The organism is Klebsiella sp. JB_Kp042 (genome assembly GCF_040065275.1).
GTDB lineage: Bacteria > Pseudomonadota > Gammaproteobacteria > Enterobacterales > Enterobacteriaceae > Klebsiella > Klebsiella quasipneumoniae.
The window spans coordinates 58,807-75,344 of record NZ_JBEAJL010000098.1 but is presented as its reverse complement, the minus strand read 5'-3'; the positions used below and the strand labels follow the sequence as shown (position 1 = coordinate 75,344).

Annotated in this window: 20 protein-coding genes and 1 pseudogene; 7 read left to right on the top strand and 14 right to left on the bottom strand. The window is 47.1% G+C overall.

The window, feature by feature from the left end; all coding sequences use genetic code 11:
- Positions 1-94: 94 nt before the first annotated feature.
- Positions 95-1,081 carry a hypothetical protein gene (locus tag ABLV54_RS19845; protein ID WP_248860938.1) on the top strand — a complete coding sequence of 329 codons (987 nt, stop codon included), beginning with the start codon at positions 95-97 and terminating at the stop codon, positions 1,079-1,081.
- Positions 1,082-1,435: 354 nt separating this feature from the next.
- Here the strand turns inward: ABLV54_RS19845 and ABLV54_RS19840 are convergent, their stop codons facing one another.
- The 10 genes from ABLV54_RS19840 to ABLV54_RS19795 form a co-directional block, all read right to left on the bottom strand.
- Complete coding sequence (locus ABLV54_RS19840) at positions 1,436-2,053, bottom strand: hypothetical protein (RefSeq protein ID WP_348814212.1); 618 nt, start codon at positions 2,051-2,053, stop codon at positions 1,436-1,438.
- Between the two features lie 265 nt (positions 2,054-2,318).
- Positions 2,319-2,759, bottom strand: a complete 441-nt coding sequence (locus tag ABLV54_RS19835; protein ID WP_052454855.1) for a DinI-like family protein — start codon at positions 2,757-2,759, stop codon at positions 2,319-2,321.
- Between the two features lie 117 nt (positions 2,760-2,876).
- Positions 2,877-4,946: a replication endonuclease gene (locus tag ABLV54_RS19830; protein WP_348814216.1), complete on the bottom strand. Its 2,070-nt coding sequence runs from the start codon at positions 4,944-4,946 to the stop codon at positions 2,877-2,879.
- A gap of 146 nt (positions 4,947-5,092) precedes the next feature.
- Positions 5,093-6,373, bottom strand: coding sequence for a phosphoadenosine phosphosulfate reductase family protein (locus ABLV54_RS19825; protein ID WP_248860939.1), 1,281 nt, complete (start codon positions 6,371-6,373; stop codon positions 5,093-5,095).
- Positions 6,374-6,595, bottom strand: coding sequence for a TraR/DksA family transcriptional regulator (locus ABLV54_RS19820; protein ID WP_248860940.1), 222 nt, complete (start codon positions 6,593-6,595; stop codon positions 6,374-6,376).
- Entirely contained in the window at positions 6,595-6,822 is a 228-nt protein-coding gene (locus ABLV54_RS19815; protein ID WP_248860941.1) for a DUF2732 domain-containing protein, read from the bottom strand. Before ABLV54_RS19815 ends, ABLV54_RS19820 begins: the two co-directional genes overlap by 1 nt.
- A gap of 67 nt (positions 6,823-6,889) precedes the next feature.
- Complete coding sequence (locus tag ABLV54_RS19810) at positions 6,890-7,228, bottom strand: DUF5347 domain-containing protein (RefSeq protein ID WP_248860942.1); 339 nt, start codon at positions 7,226-7,228, stop codon at positions 6,890-6,892.
- Positions 7,192-7,392: a phage filamentation protein Fil family protein gene (locus ABLV54_RS19805; RefSeq protein ID WP_248860943.1), complete on the bottom strand. Its 201-nt coding sequence runs from the start codon at positions 7,390-7,392 to the stop codon at positions 7,192-7,194. The genes ABLV54_RS19810 and ABLV54_RS19805 overlap by 37 nt, the downstream gene beginning before the upstream one ends.
- Before the next feature lie 7 nt (positions 7,393-7,399).
- Positions 7,400-7,909, bottom strand: a complete 510-nt coding sequence (locus ABLV54_RS19800) for a phage regulatory CII family protein (RefSeq protein ID WP_248860944.1) — start codon at positions 7,907-7,909, stop codon at positions 7,400-7,402.
- A gap of 20 nt (positions 7,910-7,929) precedes the next feature.
- The gene (locus ABLV54_RS19795) at positions 7,930-8,205 is read right to left on the bottom strand and encodes a hypothetical protein (RefSeq protein WP_020437882.1); all 276 of its coding nucleotides are present in this window, start codon (positions 8,203-8,205) and stop codon (positions 7,930-7,932) included.
- 132 nt (positions 8,206-8,337) lie between these two features.
- Here ABLV54_RS19795 and ABLV54_RS19790 point away from each other — a divergent pair, with 132 nt between their 5' ends.
- The 3 genes from ABLV54_RS19790 to ABLV54_RS19780 are packed head-to-tail and all read left to right on the top strand — an operon-like array spanning position 8,338 to position 10,825.
- Positions 8,338-8,913 (top strand): phage repressor protein CI, encoded by a 576-nt coding sequence (locus ABLV54_RS19790; protein WP_248860945.1) that lies wholly within the window; start codon positions 8,338-8,340, stop codon positions 8,911-8,913.
- Positions 8,913-9,917 carry a tyrosine-type recombinase/integrase gene (locus tag ABLV54_RS19785; protein WP_248860946.1) on the top strand — a complete coding sequence of 335 codons (1,005 nt, stop codon included), beginning with the start codon at positions 8,913-8,915 and terminating at the stop codon, positions 9,915-9,917. The genes ABLV54_RS19790 and ABLV54_RS19785 overlap by 1 nt, the downstream gene beginning before the upstream one ends.
- 2 nt (positions 9,918-9,919) lie before the next feature.
- Positions 9,920-10,825, top strand: a complete 906-nt coding sequence (locus ABLV54_RS19780) for a hypothetical protein (protein ID WP_248860947.1) — start codon at positions 9,920-9,922, stop codon at positions 10,823-10,825.
- Positions 10,826-11,160: 335 nt separating this feature from the next.
- On the opposite strand, the gene ABLV54_RS19775 is transcribed toward ABLV54_RS19780, so the two are convergent.
- The 3 genes from ABLV54_RS19775 to ABLV54_RS19765 are packed head-to-tail and all read right to left on the bottom strand — an operon-like array spanning position 11,161 to position 13,479.
- Entirely contained in the window at positions 11,161-11,733 is a 573-nt protein-coding gene (locus ABLV54_RS19775; protein WP_049015112.1) for a GNAT family N-acetyltransferase, read from the bottom strand.
- Between the two features lies 1 nt (position 11,734).
- A complete protein-coding gene (locus ABLV54_RS19770) occupies positions 11,735-12,547 on the bottom strand; it encodes a TSUP family transporter (protein ID WP_223825684.1) in 813 nt (270 codons plus the stop codon).
- A gap of 11 nt (positions 12,548-12,558) precedes the next feature.
- On the bottom strand, positions 12,559-13,479 hold the full coding sequence (locus tag ABLV54_RS19765; protein ID WP_050533727.1) for a TauD/TfdA family dioxygenase: 921 nt from the start codon (positions 13,477-13,479) through the stop codon (positions 12,559-12,561).
- A gap of 750 nt (positions 13,480-14,229) precedes the next feature.
- Here ABLV54_RS19765 and ABLV54_RS19760 point away from each other — a divergent pair.
- Together ABLV54_RS19760 and ABLV54_RS19755 are read left to right on the top strand one after the other, a co-directional pair.
- On the top strand, positions 14,230-15,075 hold the full coding sequence (locus ABLV54_RS19760; protein ID WP_050533726.1) for an MBL fold metallo-hydrolase: 846 nt from the start codon (positions 14,230-14,232) through the stop codon (positions 15,073-15,075).
- Positions 15,076-15,106: 31 nt separating this feature from the next.
- Positions 15,107-15,184: pseudogene (locus tag ABLV54_RS19755) on the top strand (hypothetical protein); the annotation flags it as partial.
- A 71-nt stretch (positions 15,185-15,255) separates the two neighbouring features.
- Here ABLV54_RS19755 and ABLV54_RS19750 read toward each other — a convergent pair.
- On the bottom strand, positions 15,256-15,621 hold the full coding sequence (locus ABLV54_RS19750; protein WP_072096603.1) for an HdeA/HdeB family chaperone: 366 nt from the start codon (positions 15,619-15,621) through the stop codon (positions 15,256-15,258).
- A gap of 301 nt (positions 15,622-15,922) precedes the next feature.
- Between ABLV54_RS19750 and evgA the strand changes: the two genes are divergently transcribed.
- The gene (gene evgA / locus ABLV54_RS19745) at positions 15,923-16,537 is read left to right on the top strand and encodes an acid-sensing system DNA-binding response regulator EvgA (RefSeq protein WP_023291050.1); all 615 of its coding nucleotides are present in this window, start codon (positions 15,923-15,925) and stop codon (positions 16,535-16,537) included.
- Position 16,538 lies beyond the last annotated feature (1 nt).

The following is a 16,538-nucleotide window of genomic DNA, read 5'->3' as shown; positions in this document are numbered from 1 at the left end:
TCAGGTCGCCTCAATCTCTGCACTCATTATTGAAGATGTACTCTGCGAAAGTTATAGTGCATGAGAAATCAAAATAATGGGTGTGGAGAATAATATGTTGGAAGCTGATTTTAAAATAACCCTTGAAGGGTTTGCAACCGAAGAAGAAGCAAATAATATCGGCAACTTCACACTAGAAGCCATCAGGATTTTATCTAACAACCTCAACCTTGAAATCTCAAAATTAAAATGCGCAGTTATTTCCTATAATTTTAGCGAAGCCCTCAAAAAGGTTACATCCATTTACCAACACCAATCCCCTAGCTCATTTACCAATAGCAAACAGGGCACAGCCATCGCACAGCTAGTATCAAAAACTGGCAGCAATGGACAATGTGAAGAATACACCCTTGTACTATCCATTGATTTTTTTGTTGAGCTTTTTAACGACGGTAGTTTCTTAAAGTTGAACGAAGACGGTTATCCCGCTGTGATCCATCGCATTCACCATGAGTTAGTACATGTACATGAAAAAAACTTACTAACATGCTTAGATCAGAAATTTATGGTCAACGAGTATGGAGACGCGCTACTTATCTCTGCTACACGCGCATGGTCTGAGTACCTCGCTAATTATATGTCTTCACGCTCAGCCCCTTTAGAGACTATCAATTTATTTTTAGAGAGTCTTGACACTGTCATAAGTGAAGTGTCTGACGAGATTGAAAATCTCATATGGAGCTATAAAACCAATAATATTTCTTTGGATACGATGTATCTCGAAGCCAAAAAACGTATCAAGCTAATCATCAACTCTTATGCATATGCTATAGGTTATATCCACTCTCTGGACATCAACATTGATGAATACAACCCAAAACTAGCTCTTACACTATCCACCTCAAAAATAAATAATCAATTATCAGAGTTAGGCGTTGCATTTAAGAATCTTTATGACAAATTTAATGACCAGCACATTAATGGTTTTGATGATTACCGGGATATTACAGTAGCCATTGATGGAATATTCAAGCAGTTTGGGCTTGTTTTAGAGTGCCCAGACTGGTCCAGTAACTCTGGACTCTACATACATGTAAATTAGTTTAATAGTTGTAGGAATATAAGCAGTTTGAAACCTACCTCTCCTGTTAAGCCGCTGTGCCTAAGCGGCTTTTCCAACGTGTCGCCAATACACGTCGGAAGCTACACAGGTGAACGACCACACCCACACGACAGCGTTCATGACCGCGTCATCACGATGCTCTCAGCCGATAATCTTTAATATTACAACACTTCACTACTGGCGCGCGGTGCTTTCCCCGCCTCGCCTGCCCGCTTAATGGGGCGGTTTTAATGCAGTTGCATGACCACTCTGGATCCGCGCCAGCTCTGGCGGCGAACGACCAGAACAAGCAACCTCGTTGCATGCAAAACCATGCACGTGATACATGCATACCTATTTTAGCGCTCGATAGCGCGAATAAGCATCTTTGAAAGCCGTTAAATAAACGGAGGGTAACTTAGACTCGTACGTATTAAGATTAGTCGTTATAAAGAGCTTTCCTTTTTTAAAGTCTATGCCTTGATCTTTTTCGAATAATGAATATGTCCCCCACCATGTCACTCCAGAATCAATAACAAAACTGGCAGTTAATAGCTCGCCCTTATATGACATGGAAAGGTCACGTCTACCAATTGCATTTTCTAAAGAGTAACGCCCCGACGAGTTACCTAGGGAAAAAAAAACCCCCGTAACATTCAATTTTAAGTTTCTCATATTTTGAATCGTAATTGAGCAATTCACCCCCTTTCCATGGGAAACTTCCCCGCTTATCCCATGTATAACCCTCAGCTTTTCAGTATCATTCTGAACAGCCTGGTATGCCATATACAAAGAAACCAGCACGGCAGCCAAAGTTGCAAACGCTGATAGCCATCCGCCTAGCATGCTCCATAGCGCCACTTCGTTTGAGTGTTTGCCCCCAGCCCACTCCCAGTTAACCCCACCAAAGAAGAAACCTAACGCAAACATCAAAGCACAAAGAGCGACTATCCAAATAAATTTTAAATTCATATGATTAGCTCATTTCTAAACTGTGATTGTTCATAGCGCACTAACGCCTCACGGGGCTCGCTGTTCAACCCCGCCAGCACTGAAAACAAGTTTCAGCCCCGGCGGCGTTTGTCACTATATTGTTTAATTGTCGACTATCGAATCGACTTCACCTGGTCACACGTTGACACGTGCCGCTATCCATAATTTTCCTTTGTGTGTAATCCTATACAAAACAGCCCTATGCTATCAAACATGGGGTCAAGGATTGCACATTTTTCAGGGATTAACGCCAGCTCTCATCTTCCCACACTTCCTGAAGGATGCCATCCAGCGCTTCGCGGTCTGAATCTTTATCGAATCCCATCAGCTCGACACTGGTCATGGATCCCTTTTTAACAGTAACGCGCGTTGACGGAAAAACAGACTGTATTCGCCTAGTCAATTCGCACTGAAAAGCATCAATTACCGGCTGGTCGATTTTTTGGTCTTTATCCAACGTGATATTTACTTTCACTTTGCCCTCCTTTGCAAATGTTTCATCAACAGGCGGCGCGGAAAAAACAACAGAAAAATTATTATTTTTCATTAGGTTGCCTCTTGCTATTTCCGCAATTAAATTTAATGCGATTTCACGGTCTCTTTCCTGACAAGCGCCCTCAGCCGTCAGACGCGCAATCATTTCGACCCGCTCAATCATAACGTGCTCGCATAACTCTCTATCCACATAACCTCCACCATGAGACACTGTACAAATAAACAGTATAACGTATTAGCAAAAGGTGTGAAGAAAAAATCACTGTTAAATGCACTGTATGTACATGATATGGATGAATATTAGTGGTTACATTTTAGTTTCCAGCTCAGCTAAAGCAGCGGCACGACTAAGGATTTTTCTGGCTTTAGACTCATGCGATGGCATTGCGGAAAATATTTCTTCTTTAGGCGTTGCGCGTAGCCATTTGCCATCAAAACAACTTTTACCACCGGCCATCAGATGCAGGGCTTCGCCCCGGCTGATAGTGATGCCGGTTGTCAGATGTATCTCGTCGATAGTTTTCGCTATAGCTGCATTTTGCTTATCCGATCCGTGGATGAATTTTCGCCGTATTGCAGGCTTTTGCTTCCGGAGACGGTTGGTCAGCTCTCGTCTTTCGCGCCGACTCAGTGGTTTTGTTAAATCCAGTATTGGTGGATCGCTTTCGCTTCCCGTACAGTTATTGACAGAACTCCGAGAGGGCGCAGGAGCGCCCTTAACGTCAACGGCCAAATCAACGTCACGCTTCGGCACAATTTTCCACTGTGTGAGCCGGGTTAAAATCGGAGTGTCTGCGCCGACGGCGGAGTCGTACACGCCACGAATGCAAACAGTTTCCTCGCCATATTGATTGAACTCTGCGCGCGGCTCATACAGCGTACGCACCTGCAAATCGTCACGACGTACAAACGGGCCACCCTGTGCATTAACGTAGCCAGCCCAATCACCAGCATCGGCAGCATCATGGACAGCAGCAAACTCAACGCTCAGACCATGTGCGGTCTCGGTATCAGCGAGACGACGCAGCTCACGGTAAACCGTTACCGGCGCACCGCCGACAAACTGAAATTGACGGATATGCCAGCGCGCCGCCCATGCTGAAACGGCGGGGGCAGTCTCTTTCAGCAGCTCACCGCTTTCGTCATCGGTTTCACCATCAAGGGCATAACCGTCGATATTTTTCGAAATGTATTTAGCGACATAGCCGGTAGCACTGCCCTTTTCCGGGTCAATGGCCTCGGCATGAAAGCGCGCTTTTTGGGCTTTATCGCTTCTCAGTTCGTGGCGGTCTTCCTCCCACGCATAATCACGGATGATGAGGCGCACGCGCTCGATGTCTTCCGGCAACATGAACATAAGCATGTGCCAATGCGGCGTTCCGTCGTGATGAGGCTCGGCAACACGTATGCCGAAAATGCGGATTTCTTCCCGGTGCAGCTTGGCGCGTATGCGCGCCCAAAGGCCGGTTAGATAGCTCTGCGTGTCAGACGGGCTAGCACCGCCCCATTTGCTGTTACGGTAACCAGCTTTGGTGGTAGCGTGAAATTTAGACGGTGCAGTCAGGGTGTAAAACTCCCCGACGTATCCGAGTTCATTGCAGATATTTTCAAACCCACGGATGCGGGTCATCAGCTCGCAGCGACGTATCGCAGGGTTAGCGACCGAACCGTCGTATTTTTCGATAAGACTAATGCGGTTGCCGTCTTCGTCTTCGAGATCCAGCCCCTTGAGGAATTCACGCGTGCGTCGCTTCTGCTCGCGCCAGTCAGTCACGCAGTTTTTACTCGCGTATGCATGCTTTTTCTTGCTGACGTTGCCAACGGCAATTTGCAGATGCTCGCGCCATGCAGCCGCGACGCGACGTAGACGACCACGCCACCACGTATCGTTAAACATGCGGGTGATAGCCGGTGCGATTTCATCCTCACCGATATATTTCTTTGCCACCCGCTCCCAGTGCGGCGGGGTAACGTTGAATTGTAGGGAAATAATACCGGCGCGCATGTACCATGTGTACAGCGTTTTGAGCTCACTAAATCCGGTGTCATCAATGCTGGCCAGCTCTGACCGGATGAAATTAGCGATATCAGCGGCCAGCAGGTCAATATCGGCGCGCGACATATCAGGGAGACGATTATATCTGGCGACTATATTGACCATGCGTGACGCCAGATATTGCATAAGCTGGGTATGAAAATGACCACCAAAAACAGCGGCTGAAACATTGCTGTTGATACCCGCGCACTCGTATTTTTTTGCGACCAGTTCAAGACGTGGTAATGCCTTTTTGCAGAAGCTGATTAAAAAGGCATTAGCTCGTTGACTGCCCTGAGTTTGTTCCAGCACTGCAGCGGTGCGATAAACATCAAAACGCACGCACTCAGGCTGGAGAGAAAGCACCTTTCTCACATGCAGCAAAGCCGCGAACATACGGTCGCGGCGATACTGTTGCTCATAGGTAAGATATGGGCTGGATATTGCCGACCGTGGAGCGTTCCACGGGTAAGCAAAGGAGACATCACTCATTCGCACAGGCCATATCGTGATGAGCAGGTGGCAGTATTCAGGCTGGCCTTAACTAAATCATATACTTTGCCGCCCCGACCTGTCCTGGCCCATTCCACCACTTCGGGTACCGATGGCGCGCCCATTCCCCCACGCGGCCCATAAAACCCGGACCAGTCGAGATGCTGAACTTCCGTATCAAGACCATAAAGGCGCGGCACGTCTCCCAGTAGACGCCTGACTTTCACTGTTTCGCCACGTCGATTTGTTATCTCGCGGAAACCGATTATCGAGTTGACCCATGCCTGACTCACCGTACCGGTACTCATCCAGTGCACCCAGCGGGAGGCCAGACGAACCTTCATCTCCCACTGGCGATGTTTTTCAATATGCTCCGGCCAACGGGCAGCGGTTTCTGAAATTTCCTCTTTGTTGCAAAGCACGCAGTTCATGCAACCGACGCGAGAAGCCCCCTGCAAATACAGTGGATTTGGCTTAATACCGAAATATCTATGCAAGGCAAATACATCTGCAGCCGTCCACTGATGAATTGGCAGGAAGTTATAGAGATAACCTTCATCGCGCATATCGACTGCGAAGCGGTCATAACCGGCACGTTTGGATGACTCATCACCACGGACGCCTGACCACTGAACTACTACCTCCCCCTCATCCAGCATCGGACGAATTGCCGCATCATAGGCAATCTGTATCTTGAGCTCGTCGGTGCAGAACCGGTCGCGGAGCATCGGGAATTTACCGTGTAGGAGAGCCGCATCGAGAAAACTGTTTCCGCTCGGATGCATCACGGACAAGGCAGCATCTAAAGCAGTCTCAAAGTCGATACCCCAGCGCTTCGCTGTTTTTAGCCATGCCTGACCAAATGCGGTATCCGTCCGGCCCAGTGACGGCATGATGACGCCTCGGTAAGCGCCCATGCGAATGGCCTGCTTCTTCGTCCAGTTCTTTTTCATGTAGGCACGTCGGCGAGCAAAATCTGCCTCGCTGTATATGCGCTTCACAACCTGAACCGGGTGACATCCAATCTGTTCATGGATAGTCCTAGCGAAACCCATAGTCAGCTCATGCTCATTATCTGTATCAGCCATCACAGCCTGTACGCGACAGCCAAACAGCGCATTCGCCACGGCCAGTGTCGCAGTGCTGTCTTTACCCGCTGAATAATTCACAACAATCCTGTGATCTTCCGGAATACGGAATACATCCAGATAATTGCGATATGCAGTTTCTATTTCCCTTACCTTTGCCGAAATATCAGAGACTGCAATGACCCCCATTTATACCCCCCGGTAATGTTTGGATTTCAGTTCTGTGACTTCTTGACAGGTCACACAAAAGGCCACGCCGGGAATCGCAGCACGACGTGCCTCCGGAATTGGTGCGTCACATACTTCGCAGAGGAATTGAGAAGGTACAGAGGTACGGCTGCGCGCATTGTTGATGTAACGCTCGCGGTCTTCCTGCTCGCGCTGTTGTACTAGATCCATTGCGTCGGCCATTAGTGCAGCTCCTGTGATTCATTCTCAAAGCGGGTTGCTTCACGGCGCAGCAGTTCGGCAGCTTCGGTGCCGTTCATACCCTCTTTGGTGATATGAATAGCCAGCGCCTCAAGGCGGATGGAAACAGCGAGCGCGCGGTCTTTGCGCTCTTCTTTTTTTGCATCGGTCAGCAATACGGCCAGCGCATCACTATCAGTGTTAAAACAACGGATTTCGATATTACGCATAATTAACTCTCCTGATTTCGGGCAATAAGAATCCCGGCGGGTTTACGCCATTAAATTTCTGTTTGGATTAATTCGGCATGGTTAGCCGTTTGGGAAATAAACTCACCACTGCACGAAAATGATTCATCGCTGTAATAAGCGCTTTTTTCTCGTCAGTAGTCAGCTCACTTAATTCGAGCTCATGACGAGCCGCCGGTAATTTTGCCAGAAAGAAAATAGCGGCCAGCGCCCGATTATTTTCTTCAAATTGCGGGTCACGTTTATCGCGCATATCATCGACAAAGCGCTCAACCTCTTTCCAGCTATCGCCCCAATATCTCGCGCGCAATTCAGCCACATGATTGAGACCGGCCAGACGCTCACCCGCTTTTAGCGGAACAGTTGCGGAAACAGCTTCGATAGCCATGATTCCCCCTGCTTTTGAGTTGAGAGGCCAGCTAGTAAATCAGCCTGTGAGCGGCTCGGATGCCAGCGCTTGCCGTTCTTACCTGCGATCCAACCGTGGCCGTAGTGCATGCCGGGGCTTTGCTTAACGAGCAGAGACGCGAAGGATGGTTCACTTTTCAGCATAAGCACCTCAAATCAGCCCGAATGATGCGCCAATACCGCTCATGGTATCGACAACACTCGTCATAGCTGGATTTGTCTGTAGGCGCGCATGTAGCGCCAGCGCCGACAGTGACAACATGCGAATGCCAGAGTTAACACTTTCAATCATGTTGTGCTTACGGGCGGAGGTCAGACGTTCATCAGATACAGCACCGTTCGCCAGTTCGCCGAGTTCACGCATTGCGCGCATGACATAAGACTGCAATTTGTCTTTAGCCAGCTCATTAACCGGTACGCATGGCAGACAATGAATCTGTGCCAGAAAGCCATCAACCAGGGTTGAGTCTTCGGTCAGGTCAGTCAGCAGCCACAATTCAGGCGGTGTGAACTGGTGAGGCTGCTCGGGGTTGAGCTTGTTACGTAACGTTTGAACATTCATACCTGCACGCCCGGCCAGCTTCGCCATATTGTGACGCTTCGCGAAAGCACGGCACGCTTCGTCATAGTGGGGGTGTTTGGAAACCTGAAAATCAAACATGTCGCATCCTTAAAATTCACTTAAAGTGAATATGGGTTCTCAATAATGAGCTGAAAACGTGCATGACCCAAAGCTTTACGCAACTGTTCTTCTTTCCAGCGAGCGTAATAAATCCGGATAGGACCACCTGCTTTCTTACGACCTTTGCGGATGACTCGTTTTTCGATTGGTACACGTGGGGTGTCACCTGTAGTCCAGCGATAGGCAGTACGTTCGGAAACACCCTCAAGTTCTGCGAATTGCTGAAGCGTGACTACAGGAGACGGGATTTTGATGATTGCGATTTCAGAAGCCATGTTGCATGATTCCCATTTTGACAATGTTTGCAATCAACGGCCTCTGTTTGCCAACTTCTGCCACTGATTGCCCGAATTAACAACGATACTAATACTCGATTGAATATTAGTAAATACCAAAAGGAATAAATTTTGATACTTGATACTCAGGTGAATAACGACGAGTTACTGGATAGAATTTGTCAAGTATATGGTTTTACTCAAAAAATCCAGCTAGCACGGCACTTCAATATTGCCGCCAGCTCCCTACAAAACCGCTACACGCGAGGCACTGTTTCTTATGATTTTGCCGTGCAGTGCGCACTAGAAACTGGGGCAAGCCTACTATGGCTTCTTACGGGGCAAGGCTCTCAATATGATGGCAAACCGTCCCCAATGGATCCGAAAACGATAGATACCTTCACTCTGAGTGATGGAAAACTCGAAGAAAATTCACCATTGAGTATTGATGCTGGTTTTTTTAGCAAGCAAATGTCAAAAGGTATTGCTGTTCGCGCCGATGGAAAGTTGCACTTCATAGAACAAGATGCCTCACTTTCTGATGGCCTTTGGTTGGTTGATATTGAGGGGGCTACCAGCATCAGAGAATTGACGCTCTTACCCGGCAAAAAGTTACACGTTGCGGGCGGCAAAGTACCGTTTGAGTGCGGGATAGATGAGATAAAAACGATTGGCCGTGTAGTGGGTGTATACAGCGAGGTTAATTGATGACTGTCCGTAAAAATCCGGCTGGAGGTTGGATTTGTGAGCTCTACCCAAACGGTGCAAAAGGTAAACGTATCAGAAAGAAATTCGCTACTAAGGGCGAGGCTCTGGCGTTTGAGCAGTACACCGTTCAAAACCCGTGGCAGGAAGAAAAGGAAGACAGGCGCACGTTAAAAGAGCTGGTTGATTCATGGTATAGCGCTCATGGTATTACACTGAAAGACGGTTTAAAACGTCAGTTAGCCATGCACCATGCTTTTGAGTGTATGGGTGAACCGCTCGGTCGTGATTTCGATGCGCAGATGTTTTCCCGCTACCGGGAAAAACGGTTGAAAGGTGAGTATGCCCGTTCAAACAGGGTGAAAGAGGTATCGCCTCGCACGCTTAATCTTGAGCTGGCCTACTTTCGAGCAGTCTTCAATGAACTGAATCGTCTCGGTGAATGGAAAGGTGAAAATCCACTTAAAAATATGCGGCCCTTCCGTACTGAAGAAATGGAGATGGCCTGGCTGACTCAAGACCAGATTGCACTGCTGCTCGGAGAATGCAAACGCCATGACCACCCTGATTTAGAAAGCGTGGTCAGAATCTGCCTGGCAACTGGTGCACGGTGGTCTGAAGCCGAGAGCATGAAAAAAAGCCAGCTAGCAAAATACAAAATCACCTATACCAACACAAAGGGCAGAAAAAATCGCACCGTTCCAATTAGCAAAGAGCTCTATGAGTCACTGTCTGATGATAGAAAAGGTCGGTTGTTCAGTGATTGTTATGGCGCATTCCGGTCTGCACTGGAAAGAACAGGCATCGAATTACCAGCAGGACAACTCACCCACGTTTTGCGCCACACCTTCGCCAGTCACTTTATGATGAATGGTGGTAATATTCTGGTCTTGCAGCGCGTACTTGGCCATACCGACATTAAAATGACCATGCGCTATGCGCACTTTGCCCCAGATCATTTAGAAGACGCCGTCAAATTAAATCCTCTGGCCTCAATTAGGAGCTGACTATGCCTGCTGAAAAATGTGATAAATGTAGCATATTAACTGATATCTCAAATCACACGCATGAACTAGCACTATTTACTTCGTGTTACCGCGGCGAGCACCAAGAGAAAACAAACGCAATTAGTGAGTGGTTAAAGTTAGCCTCCATGCTTGAAAAGGTAGAAATTTCCGCTTGGAAGCACGAACCGTTCAGCATGTTCACCTGTGAGCCCACTAATGCCATGTTAAATTCAGAGGGCAAATACAACACAGCTTATGCTACAGAATTAACAAGATTTATATTCACATGTAACGCTCTAGAAGAAACTTATAAATTGATGGCCACATATTATAATAAAGACCATCATCCACGTAACGAAACACCTCAGAGTTCTAGTATTAAAACTATAGTTTTTTTTAGCAGCATTGATGACAGCCTTCTTCCACAACATTTCTATCACTATTTAAACACACTGGAAGAATTAGTTAGAAAACATATCGAACATCACGATCATCTTAGTGGTGAATTCAAATATCTAGACATCTATGAAGATGGGCACAAATGCCGAGCATTAGATACCATTAGGCTACTTAGAAATCATTGTGCACACGGGACAATACCTATAAATCTTACACCTGATTACGATTGCTCAATGCGAGTATGGAATAATCTATTTCAAATAATAAAAAGAGCCACAAGAGTTATATTAATATGCATACAAGCCTTGCTGAACAAGCACACATCGCAATTTGACTATGATTTTTATCTCGAATGCATTGCGTACGAGTACTGGTTAGAACGCCAAGAATTTGAAATGGATGAAGAGGAGCATTTTTTGCTAATCCAACAGGAAACTCCCAGTAAAGAACAAATATTGAACAAACTTCATTTGAACGACAGCTTTGGCTTCTACAAATTTTGCCAGTAAGTATTGTCGCAATAATGGCGATAAAGTGGCGATAGAAATGGCGAAAAAGAGGTAATCATTGGCAAACAGATGCAAAGTATGTCAATGAAAAATAAAGCGACCCATTGATTTTCGGTTATTTCCATAGGAACTCATAATCGCTTGGTCGTTGGTTCAAACCCAACAGGGGCCACCAGATATCAAGGGCTTACGTGAAAACGTAGGCCCTTTTCCTTTTCCAGACGCCTCTGAAAAGAGCAGAATTCGGTTAGCCACCGGCCAAACCCGGACCTTCGCTTATGCCGGCAGGCGCCGAAGACGCCCGCCGGGTCTGCCGCAATGTATCAGCCCACCTCTCAGGAGGTCGGTAACGCCATCATGTGGTACTTATTGCCATTGAAGTGAAAGAAACCGACGTCCTCAAACTGGTTGCGGGTATGAAATGCATACGAGCGCGGGTTCAGCACATTGACAAAGGTAACGATGACGGGATAACGCGGTGCAAACACCTTGCGTTGATACTCAAGCAGCATCTCGCCTACGCCCTGGCCACGATACTCTTCTGCGACACAGATGGGGCCATACTGGTATGAGCTAACCGCATCCAGATTTTTTCCCTGGTAGTGATATTCATTGAGAATACTTGCCATGTATTTAAACATGGGCCAGGGGCTGAGAAATTCCCACGATCCACCAAGCAACAGGCCAATGACCTTGCCGCATGTACTATCAACCGCAATCACCACACCACTTTCGGCTGAACGCAGTTCATTTAACTGCTGCTCCGTCATATCGGTGGTGACAAATCCATTCGCCCGCTGCTCTCCCGCAAGATTTTTTGCGTGATAGCGCTCCAGCAGTTGTTTCACCTCTGGAATATCTGAGTCTTGCGCCAGCCGCACGACGATATTTTCATTGCCCATTGCCATTTCATACTCCTGTAAAATATTTTACTGAAAGCGTCACCATCATCGCACCCACGGTGACAAACAGAACTTTGCGGATAATTTCACCATTGGTTTTAATGGCATGCAGACTGCCAATATGATTACCAGCCAGGCTGGCAATAATCATCGGAATACCGATTAAATAAGCCATCTTACCGGCAATCGCAAAGGCAACAAACGCCCCTATATTGGATGCAAAATTAAAGATCTTGCTGGTCGCGGATGCCTGCAGCAGTCCAAACTTATTAATAACCGTTAAGGCAATGATGAAAAGGCTACCGGTCCCAGGGCCAAAAAAACCATCATAAAAACCCACGATAAAACACACTACAAAGATTGCCAGAAAGTTAGTCCTGGCAGAGTCGTCTGCGGACTCTTTAATTTTTCCCTTAATCGTTGCTGCGAGTAAACCAACGGGTAATAGCACCACAATGACGATCGATAAGGTCTCCACAGGCAAAAGTAATATCACCTTCGCGCCCACATAGGCTCCCGCCAGGGCAGAAATTAATCCCGCAGGGATAACGCGCCAGATAACAGACTTATTTTTAACAAAGTTCTTAATGGCAGCGATGGTGCCTATAGTACTGACCAGTTTTTCCTGTCCCAGCGCAAGCTGAGGTGGTAACCCTGTCAGGATAAAGGCTGGAATTAACACGAGTCCAGCACCGCCCGCAATCGCATCAATATAGCCCGCGATAAATGATGCAATAACCAGCAGGATCACCCCGAGAACAAGGTAATGAGCAATAACGCTTCCCTCAATGAACATTGAGTGATTAACTAAATCTGACATTTTTTGTTCCGTTATAGTGTGCGCAGGTGGTGGAGACAAAGTGAAGAATCGACAAGCTGCGTATCAGTTGGTCTGTGTTTCATAGCAAAAACCCGCAATAACCACCTGTCCGTGCCATCAAAACGAGGTTCAAAAGCATTTCTGGTATGCATTGTTCTTTGGTTTAAAAAAGTCACTGCATAGCCTGGTTCCAGCGGAACATTGAACCACAGGTCATGTTCCAGGGTGATAAATCGCATTTTTTCCAGCGCGGCTTCGGCTTCGAGAGTCATACCTTGTGTATTGTGCCAGTCAAATCGTGAATACCAGACACCGTTGTCGCTCACAATAATCGGCACCTTCTCAATACTGGATCCCTCTGTAAAGCTGGCTGGCCGTTTAATCCTGAAGGCGGGGCTGGCAAGAATAGCGATATCCTTATCAGAAAGCCTCTTCAGAATCTGATCCAGTTTTAACAGACTGGTGTGAACGCCTTCCTCTTTCCTGAGACACAACAAACTCAGAGTGTCAGGACAGCCGCCAAGTCGGTTAGACGGCGTCTCGCCGGTAATGTACAGATCGGGATTATCGACATGCGGGTAAAAGTCATACTTAGCCCCCTGAGAACTTATTTTCTCTTCTGCCTGAAGCATCGGGCAGACATGCCTTATAAGATGTCCGTTATTTTCGCCCTGATAGACGACGGGCCATAGGCCGGCCTGAAAATGTGCAGAAAGATAAGCGCCATGTAACGCTGCATTTTTTGACTCGACATAATCAGCATAAGAGGGAACAACGGGGGTTTGAGTGATTTCTTGTGCATCAAAGTGTGGCAATTTCCATATTACATAACAGTCCTCTTCAAGCCTTTTCCTGAATTCGTCTGTTGGTATGGGAAGCGCATCTTTGATACGGTCGGCGATTGATAGAATAATTCCATTCTTCATAAACATACCCTGTCCTGAAGCTACCAGTATAATAAGATTTATTTCACTATTTCTCTGAATTGTTCATTCAGATATTTCCATTTCATTCTAAATAGTGCGGTTAATTTATAACGCAGATTTATTAATCCCTTCAAGGTAGCGGATAAAATCCAGACGATCTTTCTATCTTTAGCGCTGACTACAAACCTTTAAATTTTAATCACATAATTTTTACAAAATATTATCCTGTGAGCCATTAGCTGAATCAGTTCAGCTAAATACTGTCAATGATTCATTAATAACAAATAGAAATAAGATATATCAATATTAGCAATTCTACTGGATACGACGTTTCTCAAGTCAGGTCAGCGATGCGGGCAACTGCGCATTCCTATCCCTGCTGCCCTCAGGATCGTTCATGTCGAACGGCCCGACTTTACGGTAGCGTTCGATTGGTCGACCATCAGGGCGTGGCGCGATATCGGTATCCCCATAGACCGGTTGTGTTGTCAGGGATAAAAAACAGCGATTGCATAACTACCGTCTCCCTTGCGATGAGCATGGCCGCGATTGCATACATGGCTAACGCAAGCGAGAAACGGCACGATGCAAATTTTTTAGTTAAGCTCATCCTTTTTCCCGGCGGCATCTGGTCAGCCCTGGCATGCATGACAAATGTTGGTGAATTGCTTATCCGCAATGACTGTGGCATAACACCAGTCCAGAATAGAAAGATGTCGTTTTTTATATTGTTGGCGCCACATCGAGGATTTATTGATGCAATTAACGGTTCTGGTTGATAATAATACATTCATTGACAGGTACCTTATCGGTGAACCTGGTGTGTCTTATCTGATTGAGTATGATGGCCAAAAAATTCTTTTCGATACGGGATATTCAGATGTTTTCCTGCAAAATGCGCAAACGTTGAAAATAGATTTGACCAGTATCGATAGTATCGTGTTATCCCATGGCCATAACGATCATACCTGGGGACTCAATCATTTAATCCAATATTATGATCGACTCAACTTCACTCCCGAGAAAAAGATAAACTTAATCTGCCATCCAGATGCATTAAGCCCAAAGTATTTTGATGAAAAATCTATAGGGATAAACTACAGATTCGATAAAAATGATCTCTTCTTCAACAAAATTTGCAGCCAAAAACCTTATCCACTCACTGAAAACATCATCTTCCTTGGTCAAATACCAAGGGACAATAAATTCGAGATGCTGACACCGGTAGGCCAAACGGTGGATGAGAAAGGCGAAATCACTGATGATTACGTTATGGATGATTCTGCGCTGGCAATAAAGACAGAAGATGGACTGGTGGTAGTCACAGGCTGTTCTCACGCGGGAATAGCTAACATTATTGAATATGCGAAACAGGTTACCGGAGAACATCACATTGTTTCGGTCATTGGCGGGTTCCATTTGCAAAATGCTGATGAAGATCGCCTCACACAGACAGGGGATTACCTTAAAGCATTGTCCCCGGGCTCCGTCTATCCATGCCATTGTACCGATCTTGCGGCGAAGGTTAGCCTGGCGCGTTTTATCAAAATTAACGAGGTCGGCGTTGGATTAACGCTGAATTTTTCTGCCGCCGGGAAATAAATGTGAAAGCGCGCAGATGACAGCGCCTCTGGATGCCATCTGCGCCGGCGCCAACCCGACGCCAGCGAGCAAGGCCTGCGACGCCCTGTCGCAAAAAGCGGACCGCTGCCGATCCCCGGCGCAGGAATGGGCTGCTAACTGCACATTTAGTCACTTTTTCTGCCGCTTTATCGCGGTCGCTTAATTTAGCGACCGCACCTGCTGGTAGGAATTGAGCCGTTCACGCAGCGAAGTCAGCCAGGCATCTGGCTCCTGACGGCAGATTTCGGTGAGGATCGGCGTCAGCACCAACTCGGCTTCATGGAAGTCGGTCCACTCCGGCGGCTGCAGGGAAAAAGGATCGTTCATCAGCCAGATCACCATCGGCGTCCAGGTGCGCGGATCCAGCTGCAGATAATCCTGACAGCGCATCATATCGCGCGTCCGCGCCTCAGCGGGCGAGGCGTCCTTTCCCACCGCGGCGCTACTCATTGCCACGAGTATTATTCCTGCCATTAGACGTTTCCAAACCCATTTTTGCCAAAGGGCGAGCTTCACTTTTGCCATTGTTATTATTTTACCTGCCAGTTGTCACCGGACGATATTCCCGGCAACTCACCTTAAAAAGAGCAGATTAATCGTTTGCATTTTTTTTAATACCAGACAGCGCTGAAGTAAGCGAACGCCTGTTCCTACAGCTGTCATCCAGATATGCAAATATATTCAGCGAGGGTTCGCCCAGAATATCTTCCCCGGGCGAAAACGATTTGTGTTACAATTGCGCCTTATTACGGCATCGATAAAAATAACCCCCGCCGCACCTGCACCAGACATCGCCCTTCTTTTTCATATCAGGATTTACGCCCCCATGAATGCGATAATCATTGACGATCATCCATTGGCACGTATCGCCATTCGCAACCTACTCGATACCAACGGTATTACCGTCGCGGCAGAGCTCGACAGCGGCGCTCATGCGGTGCAGGCCGCCGAAACGATGCAGCCTGACCTGCTGATCGTTGACGTCGATATTCCGGAGCTCAGCGGCATCGACGTTCTTGAGCAGCTGCGCAAACGCCGCTACCAGGGAAAAATTATCGTCATTTCCGCCAAAAATGAACGGTTCTACGGCAAACGCAGCGCAGACTGCGGGGCCAATGGTTTTGTGAGTAAAAAAGAGGGAATGAATAATATCCTCGCCGCGATCGAGGCGGCCAATAATGGCTACAGCTATTTCCCCTTTTCACTGGAGCGCTTCTGCACCCACGGCATCACCGATCAGGACCGGCTGGATACGCTGTCAACGCAGGAGATGAAAGTCTTCCGCTATATCCTCAGCGGCGTCGACTACACCACCATCGGCAGCAAAATGAATATCAGCAATAAGACGGTCAGCACCTATAAGGTCCGTCTGATGGATAAATTAGGCTGCAGCTCCCTGCTTGAGCTTTATGACTTTGCGCAACGCAATAAAATAGGGTGAT

Coding starts and splice junctions, on each gene's coding strand:
- ABLV54_RS19785 (WP_248860946.1), top strand. CDS start 8,913: ATGACTGTCCGTAAAAATCCGGCTGGAGGTTGGATTTGTGAGCTCTAC.
- ABLV54_RS19810 (WP_248860942.1), bottom strand. CDS start 7,228: ATGGCTATCGAAGCTGTTTCCGCAACTGTTCCGCTAAAAGCGGGTGAG.
- ABLV54_RS19780 (WP_248860947.1), top strand. CDS start 9,920: ATGCCTGCTGAAAAATGTGATAAATGTAGCATATTAACTGATATCTCA.
- ABLV54_RS19800 (WP_248860944.1), bottom strand. CDS start 7,909: ATGTTTGATTTTCAGGTTTCCAAACACCCCCACTATGACGAAGCGTGC.
- ABLV54_RS19765 (WP_050533727.1), bottom strand. CDS start 13,479: ATGTTTATGAAGAATGGAATTATTCTATCAATCGCCGACCGTATCAAA.
- ABLV54_RS19820 (WP_248860940.1), bottom strand. CDS start 6,595: ATGGCCGACGCAATGGATCTAGTACAACAGCGCGAGCAGGAAGACCGC.
- ABLV54_RS19825 (WP_248860939.1), bottom strand. CDS start 6,373: ATGGGGGTCATTGCAGTCTCTGATATTTCGGCAAAGGTAAGGGAAATA.
- ABLV54_RS19815 (WP_248860941.1), bottom strand. CDS start 6,822: ATGCGTAATATCGAAATCCGTTGTTTTAACACTGATAGTGATGCGCTG.
- ABLV54_RS19795 (WP_020437882.1), bottom strand. CDS start 8,205: ATGGCTTCTGAAATCGCAATCATCAAAATCCCGTCTCCTGTAGTCACG.
- ABLV54_RS19750 (WP_072096603.1), bottom strand. CDS start 15,621: ATGGCAAAAGTGAAGCTCGCCCTTTGGCAAAAATGGGTTTGGAAACGT.
- ABLV54_RS19845 (WP_248860938.1), top strand. CDS start 95: ATGTTGGAAGCTGATTTTAAAATAACCCTTGAAGGGTTTGCAACCGAA.
- ABLV54_RS19840 (WP_348814212.1), bottom strand. CDS start 2,053: ATGAATTTAAAATTTATTTGGATAGTCGCTCTTTGTGCTTTGATGTTT.
- ABLV54_RS19805 (WP_248860943.1), bottom strand. CDS start 7,392: ATGCTGAAAAGTGAACCATCCTTCGCGTCTCTGCTCGTTAAGCAAAGC.
- evgA (WP_023291050.1), top strand. CDS start 15,923: ATGAATGCGATAATCATTGACGATCATCCATTGGCACGTATCGCCATT.
- ABLV54_RS19760 (WP_050533726.1), top strand. CDS start 14,230: ATGCAATTAACGGTTCTGGTTGATAATAATACATTCATTGACAGGTAC.
- ABLV54_RS19775 (WP_049015112.1), bottom strand. CDS start 11,733: ATGGCAATGGGCAATGAAAATATCGTCGTGCGGCTGGCGCAAGACTCA.
- ABLV54_RS19770 (WP_223825684.1), bottom strand. CDS start 12,547: ATGTCAGATTTAGTTAATCACTCAATGTTCATTGAGGGAAGCGTTATT.